Below are 14998 nucleotides of genomic sequence, written 5' to 3' on the forward strand. Positions count from 1 at the left end.
CTCCCGCGGGACTGGCGTCACCCTTTTTCGGAGCCGAGCATGACGCCCTTGGCGAAGTATTTTTGTGCAAAAGGGTAGATCAGCAGCACAGGCACCATCGCCAGCACGATCGTAGCGTTCTTCATCGCCTGCGGCGCCAGGGCCGAGGCATCTACCAGATTGGCGTTCACCCCGCCCTCCGAGAAGATGAGCATATCCCGCAGCACTACCTGCAGCGGATACATATTCGCATCGTTCAAATAAATCAGCGGCAGGAAGAAGCTGTTCCAGTGACCCATGAAATAAAACAGCCCGATCGAGGCCAGCGCCGGCTTGGAGAGCGGAATCATAATCTGGAACAGAATCCGGTACTCCGAGGCTCCGTCCATGACGGCGGCTTCGCGCAGGCCTTCCGACATATTTTCATAGAAGCTCTTCAGGATGATCAGCTCGAACGTCCAGATGGCATTGGGCAGCACGAGCGCCCATACCGTATCAATCATGCCCAGCTCCTGTACGATCAGATAGTTGGGAATAATGCCGGGATTCAGGAACATGGTCAGGATAATGGCCACCATGAAAAACTTGCGGCCGAAAAATCCGGCCCGGGACAGCGGATAGGCCGCGATGGCTGTAAAGAGCAGATTAATCGTCGTCCCCAGCACCGTATAGAAAATAGTATTCAAGTATGCACGCGGTATCCGGTCATCCTGCAGCACCTGGGCATAGGCATCCAGATTGAAGCCGACCGGGAACAGAGCGACTCTGCCCTGCAGCACGGCCGCCGTGTCACTGAACGACACCGCCGTAATATACAAAATCGGATAAATCGTAATAATCGCCAGGCAGATCAAGATGATGGCGTTAACGACAGAGAACAGTGAGAGGTGTTTGACGCTGAATTTTACCATAGTCCCTTCCCTCCCAGTCTTCGGCTCATGTAGTTGGACGACAGCAGCAGAACCATGGCCACGAGAGCCTCAAACAGACCCACAGCCGCCGCATAGCTGTAGTTCGCCTCCAGCAAGCCCTTCCGGTACACGAAGGTGGAGAAGACATCGGCCACATCGTACGTCATCGGATTGTAGAGCAGGAGCACCTTCTCATAGCCGATCCGCAGCAGCTGACCGGTCTTCAGGACAAACATGATAATGATGGTCGGCATCAGAGACGGAAGCGTAATATTAAAAATCATATGCCGCCGCTTGGCACCGTCCACCCTGGCCGCCTCATACAGTGAGGGGCTGATGCCCGCAATGGCCGCCATATAAATAATGGCCTCGTAGCCGGTATGGGTCCAGATATCGGATATGATATAAATCGGGCGGAACCAGTTCGGATCAATCAGGAAATACTTGCTCTCGAACCCGAACACCGAAAGAATCTGATTGATGATGCCGTTATTCGGTGACAGGAAATCAATGACCATACTGCTGATAATGACGACCGACAGAAAAGAAGGCATGTAGCTGATCGTCTGAACGGATTTCTTGAACCATTTCACCCGCACCTCGTTCAGCAAAATGGCCAAAATAATCGGAAACGGGAACGAGAACACCATGGAGGTGACGCCGAGAATGAGCGTATTCTTGAACAGCTTCCAGAAATCCTGGCCGCTGAAGAAGTTGATGAAATGCTTGAGGCCTACCCAGGGACTTTCGATAATGCCTGTAAATACACTGTAGTCCTTAAATGCAATGAGCAGCCCGTACAGCGGGCCATAACGGAAGATCAGATAGAACAGGAAGCAGGGAATGAACAGAATCAGCAGCTGCCTGTCGCGCTTCATGTGCTGAAAAGCTGTCAGCTTGCGGCGAGGCGCCGATTTTTTAGGTGGTGTGCTTGCTGCTTCCACGCCGGCCTGTGACATGAGGGTTCCTCCTTTAGATCATGAGCAGCATCCGGCAGAGCGGATGCTGCATTGATCTTTTTTTACAGGTTCAGTGGCTTACTGGGAAGCCGAATCCAGACGCTTCTGGGCATTGTTGAACACTTCTGCCAGTTTATCTGCACCCTGAGCGGTAGCCGTCTTCTGCCACTCTTCCCACTGTGCATCACCGTAGCTCTTGTTCAGAATGTACTTGGAGTTAAATTCATTGGAAGCCTTCTGCAGGTTCACCTGAAGCTCGGCAATGCTCGAAACCTCTTCATCGGTAAAATTCAGCACCGGCTCCAGCGGCTCAAAGCTGTTCGCTTCCAGGCGCTTGTCTTGAGCCTCCTGCTCCTTCTCCGTAAAGCTGTAGTAGACGCTGCGCTGATCGGAGTTCACGTACATGCCCTGTACCCACAGGCCATAATTGTCTTCCAGCACCTTAATATCTACGAGCGGCACATCCGTCAGCTCCGGATACACGGCTTTGCCGTCCTTCATCTCGAACGTTTCGCCTTCTACCCCCATCGTTACCAGTGTTGCACCGGACGGGCTTGCGAGGTAATCCAGCAGCTTGAGCGCGGCTTCCTTGTTCTTGCCGTTGCTGACCGCGATGCTGAAGTCCGGCGTGATCTTCGGCAGTGTCGCACCATTGCCTGTCGGACCTACCGGTGTTCCGTATCTCAGGTCATAATTCGGGTTGGTATCTTTGATCTGGTTGTAGAACATATCCAGGCGGCCAATCCAATCCCAGGTCACGAACGCTTTGTTGCTGGTCGTCATCTTGGCCGTCCAGTTGTCGGACGTATCGGTCAGGAATTCCGGATCCATCAGACCCTCGTTATACAGCTTCTTCATGAAATCCAGCATGTCCTTATGCTCCGGTTGAATGGAAGCATATTTCCATGTCTTGGAATCCTCATCATAGTAGATCGGATAGTTTGGTCCGCCGATGCCCCAGCCATAAGCCCAGTCCCGGAAGATGTATTCCTTCGTCTTGGAAGCATATGGATAGGAATCCGGGTAAGCTTCCTTCAGCTTCTTGAGAGCCTCATAGAACTCTTCAGTGTTGCTCCACTCTTCAATCCCCAGCTCGTCAAATACATCCTTCCGGTACAGGAAGCCATGGTTAACATCACGGGCAATGTTCGCGACCGGCCAGGTGTAGATATTGCCCTTCTCATCGCCGTAGGATGGAATCACCCAAGGGTTCTCCTCGACGAACAGACGCTTGAAGTTAGGCAGCATATCGAGATGCTCGTTAATAGCTACGACTGCATTTTGCTGGCCGATTTTTTTCAATTCACTGGATTTCAGGCCGTGGAAAATGTCCGGAAGCTTCCCGGAAGCTACTACCACTCTCAATTTATCGTTATACGTTGCAGGAGAATACGCCTGGAAGTCGATCGTGATGCCTGTACGCTTCTCGATTTCCTTCGCGATCAGAGAGTCATTCAGATCCGTCTTCTCACTCGCTACCATAAAGGTGACCGTGGTCGGTTCATCCACCAGTGGGAGCGCCAGACCTCCAGTATCGCCGTACTGATCCGGATCTGCCGGCTGCTCGGCCTGCTTATCCGGCTCCGCCGGCGTTGGTGCAGGCTCTGCGGCTTCCTTGTCTCCGCCGCAAGCCGCCAGCAGTGTCATCAATAAGGTAAAAACAAGTGCCATACTCAGCCATTTCTTGGACATGTTTATTCCTCCTGTCGTGCTTCATTAGAATAGGTGTTGCTCCTTGCCAAACTGCTTTGCAGAACCCCCGAGCTTTTGTTGTTCATACTCCTTGATGTTTCAACAGCCTCAAAAAACGCCTCCTTTCTGCCGCTTTCCTTTCCTCTTTCGCAAGAGGCAGATCCGGTGTATGCCCGGCAGCCGCTGCGGTTGAAAGCGTCGGTTTTTTCTACCCACCCCCATCTTAAAAACGCTTCCACTTATCGTAAAGCGCCGTATTTCATCCAGCTGTCGATCCGGAAGGGCAAACCTGCCAAGTTAACGAAAAACGTTGATATATCAACGTTTTTGGCGTGTAGAAAATGCTAAAGTGGTAGAAATAGAGCAAATACAGATTGTATTTTTGTTCAAATTCCATATTTCACAAGCCGGCTGCAGATCCCCATCCCTGACACCTATCTGTCCTGACCGTGAAAGGTCTTGCAGGCAGGGCAGCTATACTGTTACCCTGATTCCTTGCTTCCGGCTGATCTCGGCTGCCTCCAGAAATGCAATCACCTCGATCGAGTGCGAGAAGGGAAGCGGAGACTGCCCGGTCTTGAACAGGTTCATGACCTGCTCCAGCAAATCTGCATAGATTGGCTTGCCCGACGCCTGGGCATCAACATAGGTATGGCTTCCGAAGCGGTGAAGAAGCGCGCCAAAGCGATAATTCCCTTTCCGGTTCCCTCGTATCGTACCGATCCGTCCATCCTGCCATATGCCGGTTAACAGATCATGCTGCGGTGAAGAAGCGGCATACACCTCCCGGCAGCCCGGTCCCATGATGGAAAACAGCATCTCTGCCGCATGAATGCCGTACCAGAAATAATGGGACTGTGTCGGCTCCACCTCCATCGGTCCATGCACCTCAGCGCCGAGTATGGACTCCCGGCCGTCAGCGAGTGCTTGGGCCAGGCTGTCAGCATAACGCAGGGCAGATGCGCTCATCACTGGCACTCCGTACTGCTGCGCCGCTGCCTGGATCTGTGCGGCGTCCCAAGCGCTCAAGGCGAGCGGCTTGTCGATGAACACCGGCTTGCCGTAAGGGGCCAGCCGGCGAAACAGCTTCGCATGGACCCGCCCGTCCCCTGACAGCAGCATCAGGGCATCACAGGCTTCGGCCGCCTCCTCCGGCGTCTGCGTTATGAAGACACCATAATGATCCCGGAGGGTGGCCGTATAGCCACCGACCCGGGAAATGCTCCGCTCTATATCCGGAGAGCCGCCGGGGTATGCGGCAGTTACCACACCCCCCGGAACATGCCAGGCTCCCTCTTCTTCATGCAGCAGCTTCGTAAAGGCGACGCAATGCGAGGTATCAAGGCCGATCAGGCCAATCCGCACGGCACTCATTTCCGATCTCCCGGGTCCTCAGAGGTTTCAGAGGAGGTATTGCAGGAGGTGCCGGGGGAAGAGCCGTACAGATCCTTTAGAATTTTTTTGCCGGTCGGTGTCTGAGCCAGTCCCCCCTTGGCCGTCTCCCGGTGTTTGGACGGCATTGCTGTGCCCACCTCCAGCATGACCTCCACAACTTCGTCGGAGGGAATGACGCTGCGCACGCCGGCGAGCGCCATATCGGCCGCTGCCAGCGCCGTTACAGCCCCGAATCCGTTGCGGACGATGCATGGAATTTCGACCAGCCCCCCGACGGGATCACAGATGAGGCCCAGGGAATTCTTGAGCGCCAATCCTACAGCGTGTACCGCCTGCTCCGGGCTTCCGCCCCGCAGCTCCGTCAGCGCTCCGGCCGCCATCCCGATCGCGGACCCCACCTCGGCCTGACAGCCGCCCTCGGCACCAGAGATGAAGGAGTTGTTCGCAATGACATAGCCGATCGCTCCCGCTGCGAACAGCCCCATCACCAGCTGCTCATCCTCCCATCCCAGCCGCTGCTGCGAGCTGACAAACACGCCGGGGATAATGCCGCAGGAGCCAGCCGTCGGCGTCGCTATAATCCGGCCCATGGAGGCGTTCACCTCCGAGACGGAGAGCGCATAAGCAAGAGCCGTACATGCCTCGGCTCCCAGGGAAGGCATGCTGCTTCCCAGGTAGTCCATGACCCGTACGGCATCTCCTCCCGTAAGTCCGCTGCGGGAGGGCACCGGTTCATGAATACCGCGGTGGACGGCCTCCTTCATCACTTCATAATACTCTGCCATCTGTCTGAAGATCTGTTCCACCGGCTGGCCGGTTTCCTTACCCTGCTCCGACAGCATCAGCTGCCCGATCGTGCTGCCTTCCTCGCGGCAGCACTCTACCAGCTGCGATAACGTTGCAAATTTCATCCTTCCTGCCTCCTCTGATTGAGATCGGCCAAGATCACGCGGTGGACGTGGTCCAGGCTGCGGATGACAGCCATCAGCTCCGGCGATACCGCCTCGTCGGTCTCCACTACGGTTACGGCCTCGCGGCCGCGACCCTTACGGTCCACATCCATATAGCCGATGTTGACGCCGGAATGACCGAGGATGGTTGAAATCCGGGCCACCATGCCCGGCGTATCCTGATGAAACACGATTAACACGGGATAATTCATGGTGCATTTCACGTCAAAGCCATTAATACCGAGCAGCTCCACATTGCCTCCGCCGATGGAAGCCCCGAGAATCGTATCCTCCCGTCCGCTTGCCTCCTTCAGCTTCAGCAGCACGGTGTTAGGATGGTAGGCTGCATGGCTGGCGGTCTTGAAGCTCAGCTTCATACCCGCCTCCTCAGCCAGCGTCAGAGAATGGCGAATCCGGATATCATCGGCCGGGAAGTCCATCAGCCCGCCGACCACGGCCAGATCCGTGCCGTGCCCGCGGTAGGTATCGGCGAAGGAGCCGTAGAATACGATCTCCGCCTCCGCAGGAAATGCGCCGAATATGCGCCGCGCTGTCCTGCCAATCACCACCGCACCCGCGGTGTGAGAGCTGGAGGGCCCCACCATGCTGGGCCCAATAATTGAGAAAACATCTTTAAATCGCACGGCATTCCCTCCTCTTCTGCTGCAGCCAGCCTTCACGGTTGGATGAATGATTCTAAGCTAATCCGCGAGCCATTGTGCCAAATGCTCCCGCACAAATGCATCATCATTCAGATGCGGATAATCCCGGTATACGCGGTCAATCTCCTCCATTTGTCCCGGTGACAGCTGCTCTGCAGGATTCAGGCACCATGTGCCCTCCAGCAGGCCTTGACGGCGAAGCACCTCATGAATGCCCGGTATACAGCCATGGAATTGATTCCCCGGATCGAAAAAGGCAGCGTTACTGTCGGTCACTTCAATGTTGCGGGTCAGCCATTCCGGGGAGATGGGCCCGCCCTGGGCGCGTAATTCCTTGATCTCCTCCAGCAGCTGAACGGCTTGGTGCGTCCATACGGCCCAGTGACCGAGCAGGCCGCCAATGACGGGCTTCTCCACGATCTCTTCCCCTACCTTGAACCGGTATGTCGTCAGCAGGTCATTGATAATGTTGTCATCATTGCCCGTGTACAGGGAAATCTCATCCCGCCGGCTGGAGCCGCATACTGCACGGGCTACGTCGATCGTCTGGTAGCGGTTGAACGGAGCCATTTTGATCGCCACGACATTCGGAATCTCGGCAAATCGCTGCCAGAACGGGAAGCTGAAGCTTCGACCGCCCACTGACGGCTGCAGGTAGAACCCGATGACCGGCATTCGCTGTGCAATATCTTCGGTTCTGGCCAGCAGATCGTCCTCTCCCAGGTCCTGGAGCCCGCCCATCGACAGCAGCGCCGCATCATAGCCGAGCTCTAGCGCGGTTTCTGCTTCTTGTATCGCCTGTTCTGTCGGTCCGCATACCCCGGCTACCATCAGAAAAGGCCGCTCCAGCTCTGCCTTGCGGATCTCCTCTGCAGCCAGGCGCAGCACCGGCTCATAGAGCTCTACGCCCGGGTCACGGATTTCGAACTGGGTTGAATGAACGCCAACAGCGATGCCGCCGGCACCAGAAGCCGCATAGTAACGGGTCAATGCCCGCTGCCGCTTCTCATCCAGCTTGCGGTCTGCATTCAGCGCGAGCGGATGCGCCGGAATGACCAGGCCCTCAGCCAGCGCCCGCGCTTTGTCGGGAGAGAGTCTGCTTGCGTCCATATCAGAATTTCCCCTTTCTTTCCTGAAAATGTGTCGGCTTGTTCCAGGTATGTCCGCCCGCCTGCACCCATTCCGCCGTCCAGTCGATCAGCTGCAGCAGCGATACACGGGGATAGCCGAACAGCTGATGGGACCGCGATGCATTATTCAGCAGCGCCGTGTCCGATTCGGTACCGGTCAGCAGCGCTTCCTTCCCGAGCCGCTTCGCCAGCTCTCCCGCTGCCCAGCGGATCGACATCGTCTCGGGTCCTGTTACATTCAGAATCGCCGGAGGTGTGCCGCAATGATTCAGACAGCGCAGTGCCATTTCATTGGCATCCCCCTGCCAGATGACATTCGCGTAGCCCATGGTAACGTCAATCTCCCGTCCCTCCTGAATCGCCTTCGCCAGCTCCAACAGCACTCCATACCGCATATCGATGGCATAGTTCAGGCGATAGATCGTCATCGGGGTTTGATTCTGATGGGCAAAATATTCAAACACACGCTCTCTGCCCAGACAGGATTGCGCATATTCGCCAATCGGCTCGGGGGCTACGGATTCATTCACCCCGCCGCTGCCGACCGGAGAGAACGGATAGACGTTGCCGGAAGAGAACACAACGATGCGCGAATGCTTGTATTTCTCGGCCACGCGTCCGGGAAGATAGGCATTCATCGCCCATGTGAAATACTCCCGCCCTGTCGTGCCGAATTTATTGCCCGCCATATAGATGACATTTCGAGCGTCGGGGAGACGCTGCAGCTCCTCATCATTCAGCAGATCGCATGCGATCGTCTTCACGCCCGCCGCTTCCAGCTCCTGTCTCGCCTGGGCATTGGAGAAGCGGGACACCCCGATAATTTGCTTGCTGAGCCCTCCCTGCCGCACCGCATTTGCTGCTAACCGCGCCAGGCTGGGTCCCATTTTGCCGCCTACACCCAGGATCAGGATATCGCCTTCCATGGCAGCCAGATCATCTATCAGCGCCTGTGATGGCTCCGCGAGCCGCGCTTCAAGCTCCTCTACCGTCTTCATATTTTTCAGCTCCTTTATGCTTCTTCTCCCCTTCATCATAACGAGCCGTTAAATATAAAGACAAATCTTTTAATCGTCTTTAAATGAAGCTGCTCACGCTGGAATGAGCCTTATTTCTCCCGGTTACAGAAAAGCTTTCTCCAGAAAAACAAACCGGAAAATCTGCCGCGGCCGTCCGCGCGGCACCTTCTCCATACCGGATATTTCAACAAGTCCGTTGTCGATCCACAGCAGGAGCAGCCGGTGTGCGCTGCGCACGGTAATGTCCAGCAGATAAGCCAGCTCGTGCACCTTGTACTCGTATTTGCCAAACCGGGCGCGCTGATGCAGCAGCTTGCTGAGATAAGCGCTCGTCATGCCTGCATCCTCTGCCTGCTTGATCAGGGCAGCATCGGTGAAGGACAGCACATCCCGTACAGGGTCGGCCATCTCCAGCGGCCCGATCAGGGTGCCGTTCTCCCGGACGATAAAGCAGGTATTGCCGCCAGCCTCCTTCGCCTTGCGCATCGCTGCGCGGGCGCTCGTGCCTGCCGCGCTGGCCGTACGTCCAAAGCCCATCCCGATGCTCAGGGAAATGCCATGTGTCTTGTTCAGCTCCTTCGCGAGCGGAATGCTCTTGTATCCTCCGCTTTCTCTCTCAAAAATACCGCGGGTCGTAAAGAACAAATACTCATCGCCGCCCATAGGAGTCAAATAGCCGTCAAGCGCCTCTACATAATCGAGCACCATCCGGTGAATGTCCAGCTTCAGCTTCTGCACCTCATGCTCCGTGCTGCGCTTCAGCGCCTCACTGCTGAAGTCATCCACATTGATCATGCCGACCACGATCTGGCTCTCCCGGTTCCGCCGGGAGCTTGTGGACAGCAGGGCCCGCTCCAGAGAGACCACAATGTCCTGACTGGACGGCCGCAGCCATACACTTGGTACGCCGCGGTTCGCAAGCTCCACGGCGGCCGACTCCAGGCCGGTAAAGGCGATGGCGGATGCCCCCGACCGATAATGCGCTTCATGGAAGTCTGCCAGCTGCGCTGGCGCCGCATAAGCCGGACCGTCATAGATCTGGACATCGCTATGCTGCATACCCATCTCCTTCAGACTGCGCCGTACCATGGCTTCGGTCAGGCTGTCTACCGAGAAGCCGCCGGTAAGCCTGCCTGTGCGGAGCGCATAAAAGAGTCCCCGGTACAGCCCGGCTTCCGTCACCGGCACATAGCTGACCGGAATAGGCAGGGTCAGTTGCTCCTTCACCTTACGCCGCGACAACGGATCGGCAAGAAGCAGCACCTCGACATCTGGAGCCAGGTCTGCAGCAAGCGTCACAGCCTCGTCCTCCCCGGTACAGCTTCTTGCGATCGGCGCAAAGGAAGGAAACGATTCCAAAACACGGAGAATCTGCTCCACCACTTGCTTCGGACCTATAATTCCAATTGAAATTTGCGGTTCTGGCCGTTGCTGCTGGTCTGTCATCATATCACTCTCCTCACAGGGCACAGACCCTCCACCTCGCAGTGCCTATACCCGGGTCTTTATGTCCCATCATAAGGCGCCGGGCTGAGTCTGCGCAATGCCCCATACGCTTTGCTGCTCTTCCTGGTGCCTTGTACCGGTCCTTCCCCGGCAGCATTCAGGGGGTCAACAAGCGGGAGCTTTTGTATTAGAATAAGAGATATCTACATTCAAGAAATCACATGAAAGGCGTGTCCCTATGTCCCGATTAATGGTCGATATGTTTCATTCTCCGTCGGATAATCCACTGGATCTCCGTCTGCGTTTTTTTGGCAGGGAGGAATGCCAGCCTGGACACGCCTGGGGGCCCGGTCTGCGGGACTCCTATATCATTCACTTTATTCATAGCGGCCAAGGCCGTTTTCATATTGGAGAGCACAGTTATGATCTGCAGGCAGGCCAGGGATTCATGATTCCGCCCGCCACGCTGGTCCATTATGAGGCAGACCTGGAGGACCCATGGATCTACTCCTGGTACGGCTTCTCCGGCGTTCAGGCGAAGCCGCTGATGCAGCAGGCCGGGATGACGGTCACTCAGCCGATCTTCGATACCCGCGGCGGCGAGCCTTCGGAAGACGGAGGATTTCACACCTTTCACCAGGAGCTTGTCGCGGCCCGCGACAAGCGCAGCCGGGATGTACTCAGCCTCAGCATTTTGTACCGCCTGATGGCTGAGCTGATTCAGTGCTCCCCGGAGCAGACTCCCTCCTCTGCCGCGCAGCCGGCCTCTCCGAAGGAGGCCTACATCCGCCAGGCTGTCGCCTACATCGAGAATCATTACAGCCAGCGGGTGACCGTCCAGGACATCGCCGATGAGGTGGGCCTCGACCGCACCTACCTGTCCGGTCTGTTCAAGACCAGGTACGGTCTTCCGCTGCAGGCCTTTTTACTGGAGTACCGAATGAGCCGGGCCGCCGAGCTCCTGCGGAATCACGCCCTGTCTGTCAGCGACGTCTCCCGCTCGGTCGGCTACACCGACCCGTTTCTGTTCTCCAAAATGTTCAAAAAAGCGACCGGCCTCTCCCCCACCTCCATGCGCGATAAGCAGTAGCAGGTGGCAGGGGGCTGGTGGATACGAATGCGAGGAATTATCATGAAACGAGGGTCAGCTCATTTCCGGAATCTGCCCTTACAGCTTCAATAGCCATTGATTCTGTTAATGAAGACCAAGTATTTCGGGCAGAGCAGCAAACCGGTCAGGGAACACTTTTCATGATTTCAAAGGGCCGGGAAGAACGAGGACATCTGCTTGTATCGAGCACATTAGGACAAGAAGGAGATCAAACTTTTCAGAGCGATTATGCCGAAGTCTATAGGCAAGATAATCATGACAAGGTGTTATTAGAGCTGCCTGCCTTTCTATTTATTCAGACCACTGATGAAAAGCTCCCCTTTCAGCATGTGAGCTTTACAAATGCCGATGTTTACATCCTTACTCCTCAACACAAGACGGGATATGGTGTAGAAGGATACGTATTTGCCGTGGATAAGCATCATGGCGATGCATTTCCATTAGAAATGCATCGCCATGGCAAAACTGATCAATCTCTTCTCTACTCCCTTTTTGTTCGCTTGGCAGCGCAACCGACTTAGGAGTGAAAGTCTCCAGCACACCGTGAGGTGGCGAAAGTGCAGAGCTGACAGTGCGCAGTTCGTGAGGATGCTTACGGAGGGTCTAAGGGCAAATCCCGGGGCGTAGGATTTTATATTTTACTCATATGTTTATATTTTCCTCTCGACCGTTAGCGGCTCCATCAATGAACTTTACAGAAGAAAGTCTGGTGATGTAATATTATTCCATGACAAATTGTAATATGAGGTCCGACACCTAGAAAAACAAAAGGCCCACGCTGGTTTCGTGTACAATGGAAGTCACCACAACATCCCATTTAGACACAGGAGAAACCAAACATGAGCTACTCTCATCTTAGCATAATTGAACGAGGACAACTACAAACATTACAGCTTGGTTGATCCACAGGAAAGATAGCCCGCCAACCAGGCCGTCATCACGCTACAATTGCGAGAGAGATCCGTCGTGGCTGTACCCCAAACGGCTATGAAGCGGAGCCGGTTCAGCTCGCTTACCACGAGCGTAGAGTCTCGAGTACGCCTGTAGGTAAGTTCACCAACCGAAACGCTTGCTGAAGAGTTGAATCTCAAACTGCAGGAGACCTGGTCGCCTGAGCAGATCGTAGCGAAACGTCGAATCGAAGGCAAGACGTTCGTTTCTTTTAAGACGATCTATCGATGGCTATACCAGGGCCGTTTGGCAGTTGGAGAAATTAAAGTGCTGAGACATAAGGGCAACGTCGGAAGCCTCTTGAAAAGCGCGGCCGTTTTCTCATCGGTACTCCCATTAGCAAAAGGCCGAGAAAGGTTCGTAAGGGGTCGACATTTGGCCATTGGGAACTCGATACCGTCGTCACCAGCCGTGGCAAAAGCAAGGCATGCGCCGCCACGTTTGTCGAACGAAAAACGCGTTTGTATGTCGCCTTATACTTACCCGATCGAACCGTTCACTCTATGGAAGTTGTTTTCGGAGTCGTAGCAAGCCAATATCCGCAAGGCACGATGAAGACGGCCACAACCGATCAAGGGAAGGAATTTGCTTGCTATGCGAACCTGGAAGCTGTTTATGGAGTCAAGGTTTATTTTGCAAATCCTTACTCTTCCTGGCAGCGAGGCTCAAACGCTAACGGCCTCCTCCGTGAGTGGGTTCTTCCCGAAAAGGCACAATTTCTCTTTGGTTTCCGACGAAGAATTGGCTAGCGCCGTCCGATTGATTAACAACCGGCCTCACAAATGCCTAGGATGGCGCTCAGCTCACGAAGCTTTCATGGAAGAAGTGTCGCACTTAGCTTGACAATCTGCCCTATAAAAAAACAACTGAACTTAATAATCAAGGGGGGGGGAATACAATCATTATATACAAGCTTTCATTGCCACACACCGACTTATTGATTGATGTAGCAGAGGAGACAGAGGATGAACCTCATGAGCATTCAGATAAATATCAATTGCTCATCCCTTTAAGCGGCAAAGTAGATTCACACTTTTCTGCTCATTGCTACTCATTAAAGAATGGAACTGCTTCCATTAAGAATCCCTCTGTAATCCATTGGCATACGATTAAGGAAAAAGCTAAATCTGTCATTATCTCTTGGAATCGCGAAGAGTTTCACAATTGGTGTATTTGCTCAGGGTACATGGATGAAATTGAATTCTACGAGATCCAGTCAATCAATACCACTGAGTTTATGAAGTATATCAACAAGTGGACGGTTAATTACCTTAATGACAACAATAATGCTGAACCAGAGACTATTCAATCTGAGGTTTTTGAAGTCCTCAGCAAACTCACAACTGGCAGCCATGAACACAAGAGCTGCTCGCTCTTCTCCCATGTGGTGTTGGATCATTATATTAAACAGTCCGTGGAGTATATCCACGAACATTATACAGATAACATTTCACTTGAGATGCTTATGGCTGTTTCGAAACAGAGTAAGTACCACTTTATACGCTCCTTCAAAAAACATACTGGCTATTCACCATATAATTATTTGCTGCAAGTTCGAATCCGTAAAGCTCAAGAGCTGTTAAAACAGAAAAAATTAAGTATCCAGGAGATTAGCGAACAACTTAGCTTCTCAAGCCAAAGCCATTTCCATCGGACATTCGTAAACATTATTGGTATAACCCCTAGTGAATACCGCAAAAACTACGGTCCCTGATGCCACAGCTACACGAATGAAAGGCCTGGCTGAAATGATTCAGCCAGGCTTTATTAAGCTGGTCTGTATACCGCCAACTTATGCTCAATCTCCTGCATAATAGCATATTCCTGCCGATGAATATGCTGCAAAGCGACTACAATCCGGTCAATGACTTTGTTATCCTTGACTCTCTTGTATTTTAGTAAGTAGTTCCGCAATAAGACTGTTTGCTCAACAAGCGGTCCATACTTCTCTAGTACGGAAGCGTCTAGCACTTTTTTATGTACCAGCCGGTTAAGCCTCTTCAGCATGACATGCTTATGCTCCCACATCAGATGGGAGGGCCGGATATCAAAGGTCGTATCTCCTTTTTGCAAAGCGTGCAAATATTGGATGATATACGTATACGTCTCAAGACCAAAGCAATCCGTTTTTTTCCATTCCTCCTTGTATAAGTTTCGTTGAGTTGAATACGTGTAGTCGTGGATCAGCTGGCTGATACGAGTTAGATCCAACCCATAGCGTGCTTCTTCATAGTGTCCCAGGTGTAGATGGGATTGCCAGTCCTGCTCATTCTTATTCGCATAAAATGCTTGCTCAACTAAGGCATACGGAATCTCCGACGGCAAATACTGACCGTCACGATAGCCGAGCAAGTTGAAGGTTTGTTTACGGTCATCGTAACCGTAGATTTGTTTGCCGGCAATATAGTGCGTAACACCATAATCGCTCGAATCAGGTAAATAATAAACATCAAGAAACGGCCGAACATAGTACTGGTCCTGCAGGGCGCGCTTAAAAAATTGGACGACGTCCCCTTCGCTTCCAACGTATTGATTTGGAATAGCGTAGGTCCACATGAATGGGCAAGAGTTATAGTTGCTGTGATAATCATCGCCGTTATCGCAATAATTAATAGAAACGTTTCGATTTGTTTCAAAGTCACGACTGCACCAAATTTGAATATAATTGCTGTACAACCAATCCAAATAATCATCTTTAAACGAAATACCAGCAAATACTGTTGCATGATGCTCATAGGTCGAAATCATCGGTTTCAAGTTAACCGGCAGCACGATTTGATCTATTATTTTCAA

13 protein-coding genes and 1 pseudogene are annotated in these 14998 nt (G+C 53.3%); 4 read left to right on the forward strand and 10 right to left on the reverse strand.

The window, feature by feature from the left end:
• Positions 1-17: 17 nt before the first annotated feature.
• The 9 genes from ACH6EH_RS03210 to ACH6EH_RS03250 form a co-directional block, all read right to left on the reverse strand.
• Positions 18-890 carry a carbohydrate ABC transporter permease gene (locus tag ACH6EH_RS03210; RefSeq protein ID WP_138224247.1) on the reverse strand — a complete coding sequence of 291 codons (873 nt, stop codon included), beginning with the start codon at positions 888-890 and terminating at the stop codon, positions 18-20.
• Entirely contained in the window at positions 884-1849 is a 966-nt protein-coding gene (locus ACH6EH_RS03215; protein WP_138224246.1) for an ABC transporter permease, read from the reverse strand. Before ACH6EH_RS03215 ends, ACH6EH_RS03210 begins: the two co-directional genes overlap by 7 nt.
• 78 nt (positions 1850-1927) lie before the next feature.
• On the reverse strand, positions 1928-3541 hold the full coding sequence (locus tag ACH6EH_RS03220) for an extracellular solute-binding protein (RefSeq protein WP_138224245.1): 1614 nt from the start codon (positions 3539-3541) through the stop codon (positions 1928-1930).
• Positions 3542-4015: 474 nt separating this feature from the next.
• On the reverse strand, positions 4016-4915 hold the full coding sequence (locus tag ACH6EH_RS03225) for a Gfo/Idh/MocA family oxidoreductase (protein WP_397331087.1): 900 nt from the start codon (positions 4913-4915) through the stop codon (positions 4016-4018).
• The gene (gene sdaAA, locus ACH6EH_RS03230) at positions 4912-5847 is read right to left on the reverse strand and encodes an L-serine ammonia-lyase, iron-sulfur-dependent, subunit alpha (RefSeq protein WP_397331088.1); all 936 of its coding nucleotides are present in this window, start codon (positions 5845-5847) and stop codon (positions 4912-4914) included. The genes ACH6EH_RS03225 and sdaAA overlap by 4 nt, the downstream gene beginning before the upstream one ends.
• Positions 5844-6530, reverse strand: a complete 687-nt coding sequence (gene sdaAB / locus ACH6EH_RS03235) for an L-serine ammonia-lyase, iron-sulfur-dependent subunit beta (RefSeq protein WP_138224242.1) — start codon at positions 6528-6530, stop codon at positions 5844-5846. Before sdaAB ends, sdaAA begins: the two co-directional genes overlap by 4 nt.
• A gap of 57 nt (positions 6531-6587) precedes the next feature.
• A complete protein-coding gene (locus tag ACH6EH_RS03240) occupies positions 6588-7658 on the reverse strand; it encodes a dihydrodipicolinate synthase family protein (RefSeq protein ID WP_397331089.1) in 1071 nt (356 codons plus the stop codon).
• Position 7659: 1 nt separating this feature from the next.
• On the reverse strand, positions 7660-8676 hold the full coding sequence (locus ACH6EH_RS03245) for an NAD-dependent epimerase/dehydratase family protein (protein ID WP_397331090.1): 1017 nt from the start codon (positions 8674-8676) through the stop codon (positions 7660-7662).
• Positions 8677-8799: 123 nt separating this feature from the next.
• The gene (locus tag ACH6EH_RS03250) at positions 8800-10143 is read right to left on the reverse strand and encodes a hypothetical protein (protein ID WP_138227577.1); all 1344 of its coding nucleotides are present in this window, start codon (positions 10141-10143) and stop codon (positions 8800-8802) included.
• Between the two features lie 238 nt (positions 10144-10381).
• Between ACH6EH_RS03250 and ACH6EH_RS03255 the strand changes: the two genes are divergently transcribed.
• The 4 genes and pseudogenes from ACH6EH_RS03255 (at position 10382) to ACH6EH_RS03270 (ending at position 13919) form a co-directional block, all read left to right on the forward strand.
• On the forward strand, positions 10382-11233 hold the full coding sequence (locus tag ACH6EH_RS03255) for an AraC family transcriptional regulator (protein WP_397331091.1): 852 nt from the start codon (positions 10382-10384) through the stop codon (positions 11231-11233).
• A gap of 17 nt (positions 11234-11250) precedes the next feature.
• A complete protein-coding gene (locus ACH6EH_RS03260; protein WP_397331092.1) occupies positions 11251-11775 on the forward strand; it encodes a hypothetical protein in 525 nt (174 codons plus the stop codon).
• Positions 11776-12093: 318 nt separating this feature from the next.
• Positions 12094-13048, forward strand: a pseudogene (locus ACH6EH_RS03265) (IS30 family transposase).
• A 76-nt stretch (positions 13049-13124) separates the two neighbouring features.
• Positions 13125-13919: a helix-turn-helix domain-containing protein gene (locus tag ACH6EH_RS03270; protein ID WP_397331093.1), complete on the forward strand. Its 795-nt coding sequence runs from the start codon at positions 13125-13127 to the stop codon at positions 13917-13919.
• Positions 13920-13972: 53 nt separating this feature from the next.
• Here the strand turns inward: ACH6EH_RS03270 and ACH6EH_RS03275 are convergent, their stop codons facing one another.
• Positions 13973-14998 carry a hypothetical protein gene (locus ACH6EH_RS03275; protein WP_397331094.1) on the reverse strand — a complete coding sequence of 342 codons (1026 nt, stop codon included), beginning with the start codon at positions 14996-14998 and terminating at the stop codon, positions 13973-13975.

Source organism: Paenibacillus sp. JSM ZJ436 (assembly GCF_044383795.1).
Taxonomy (GTDB): Bacteria; Bacillota; Bacilli; order Paenibacillales; family Paenibacillaceae; genus Paenibacillus_AQ; species Paenibacillus_AQ algicola.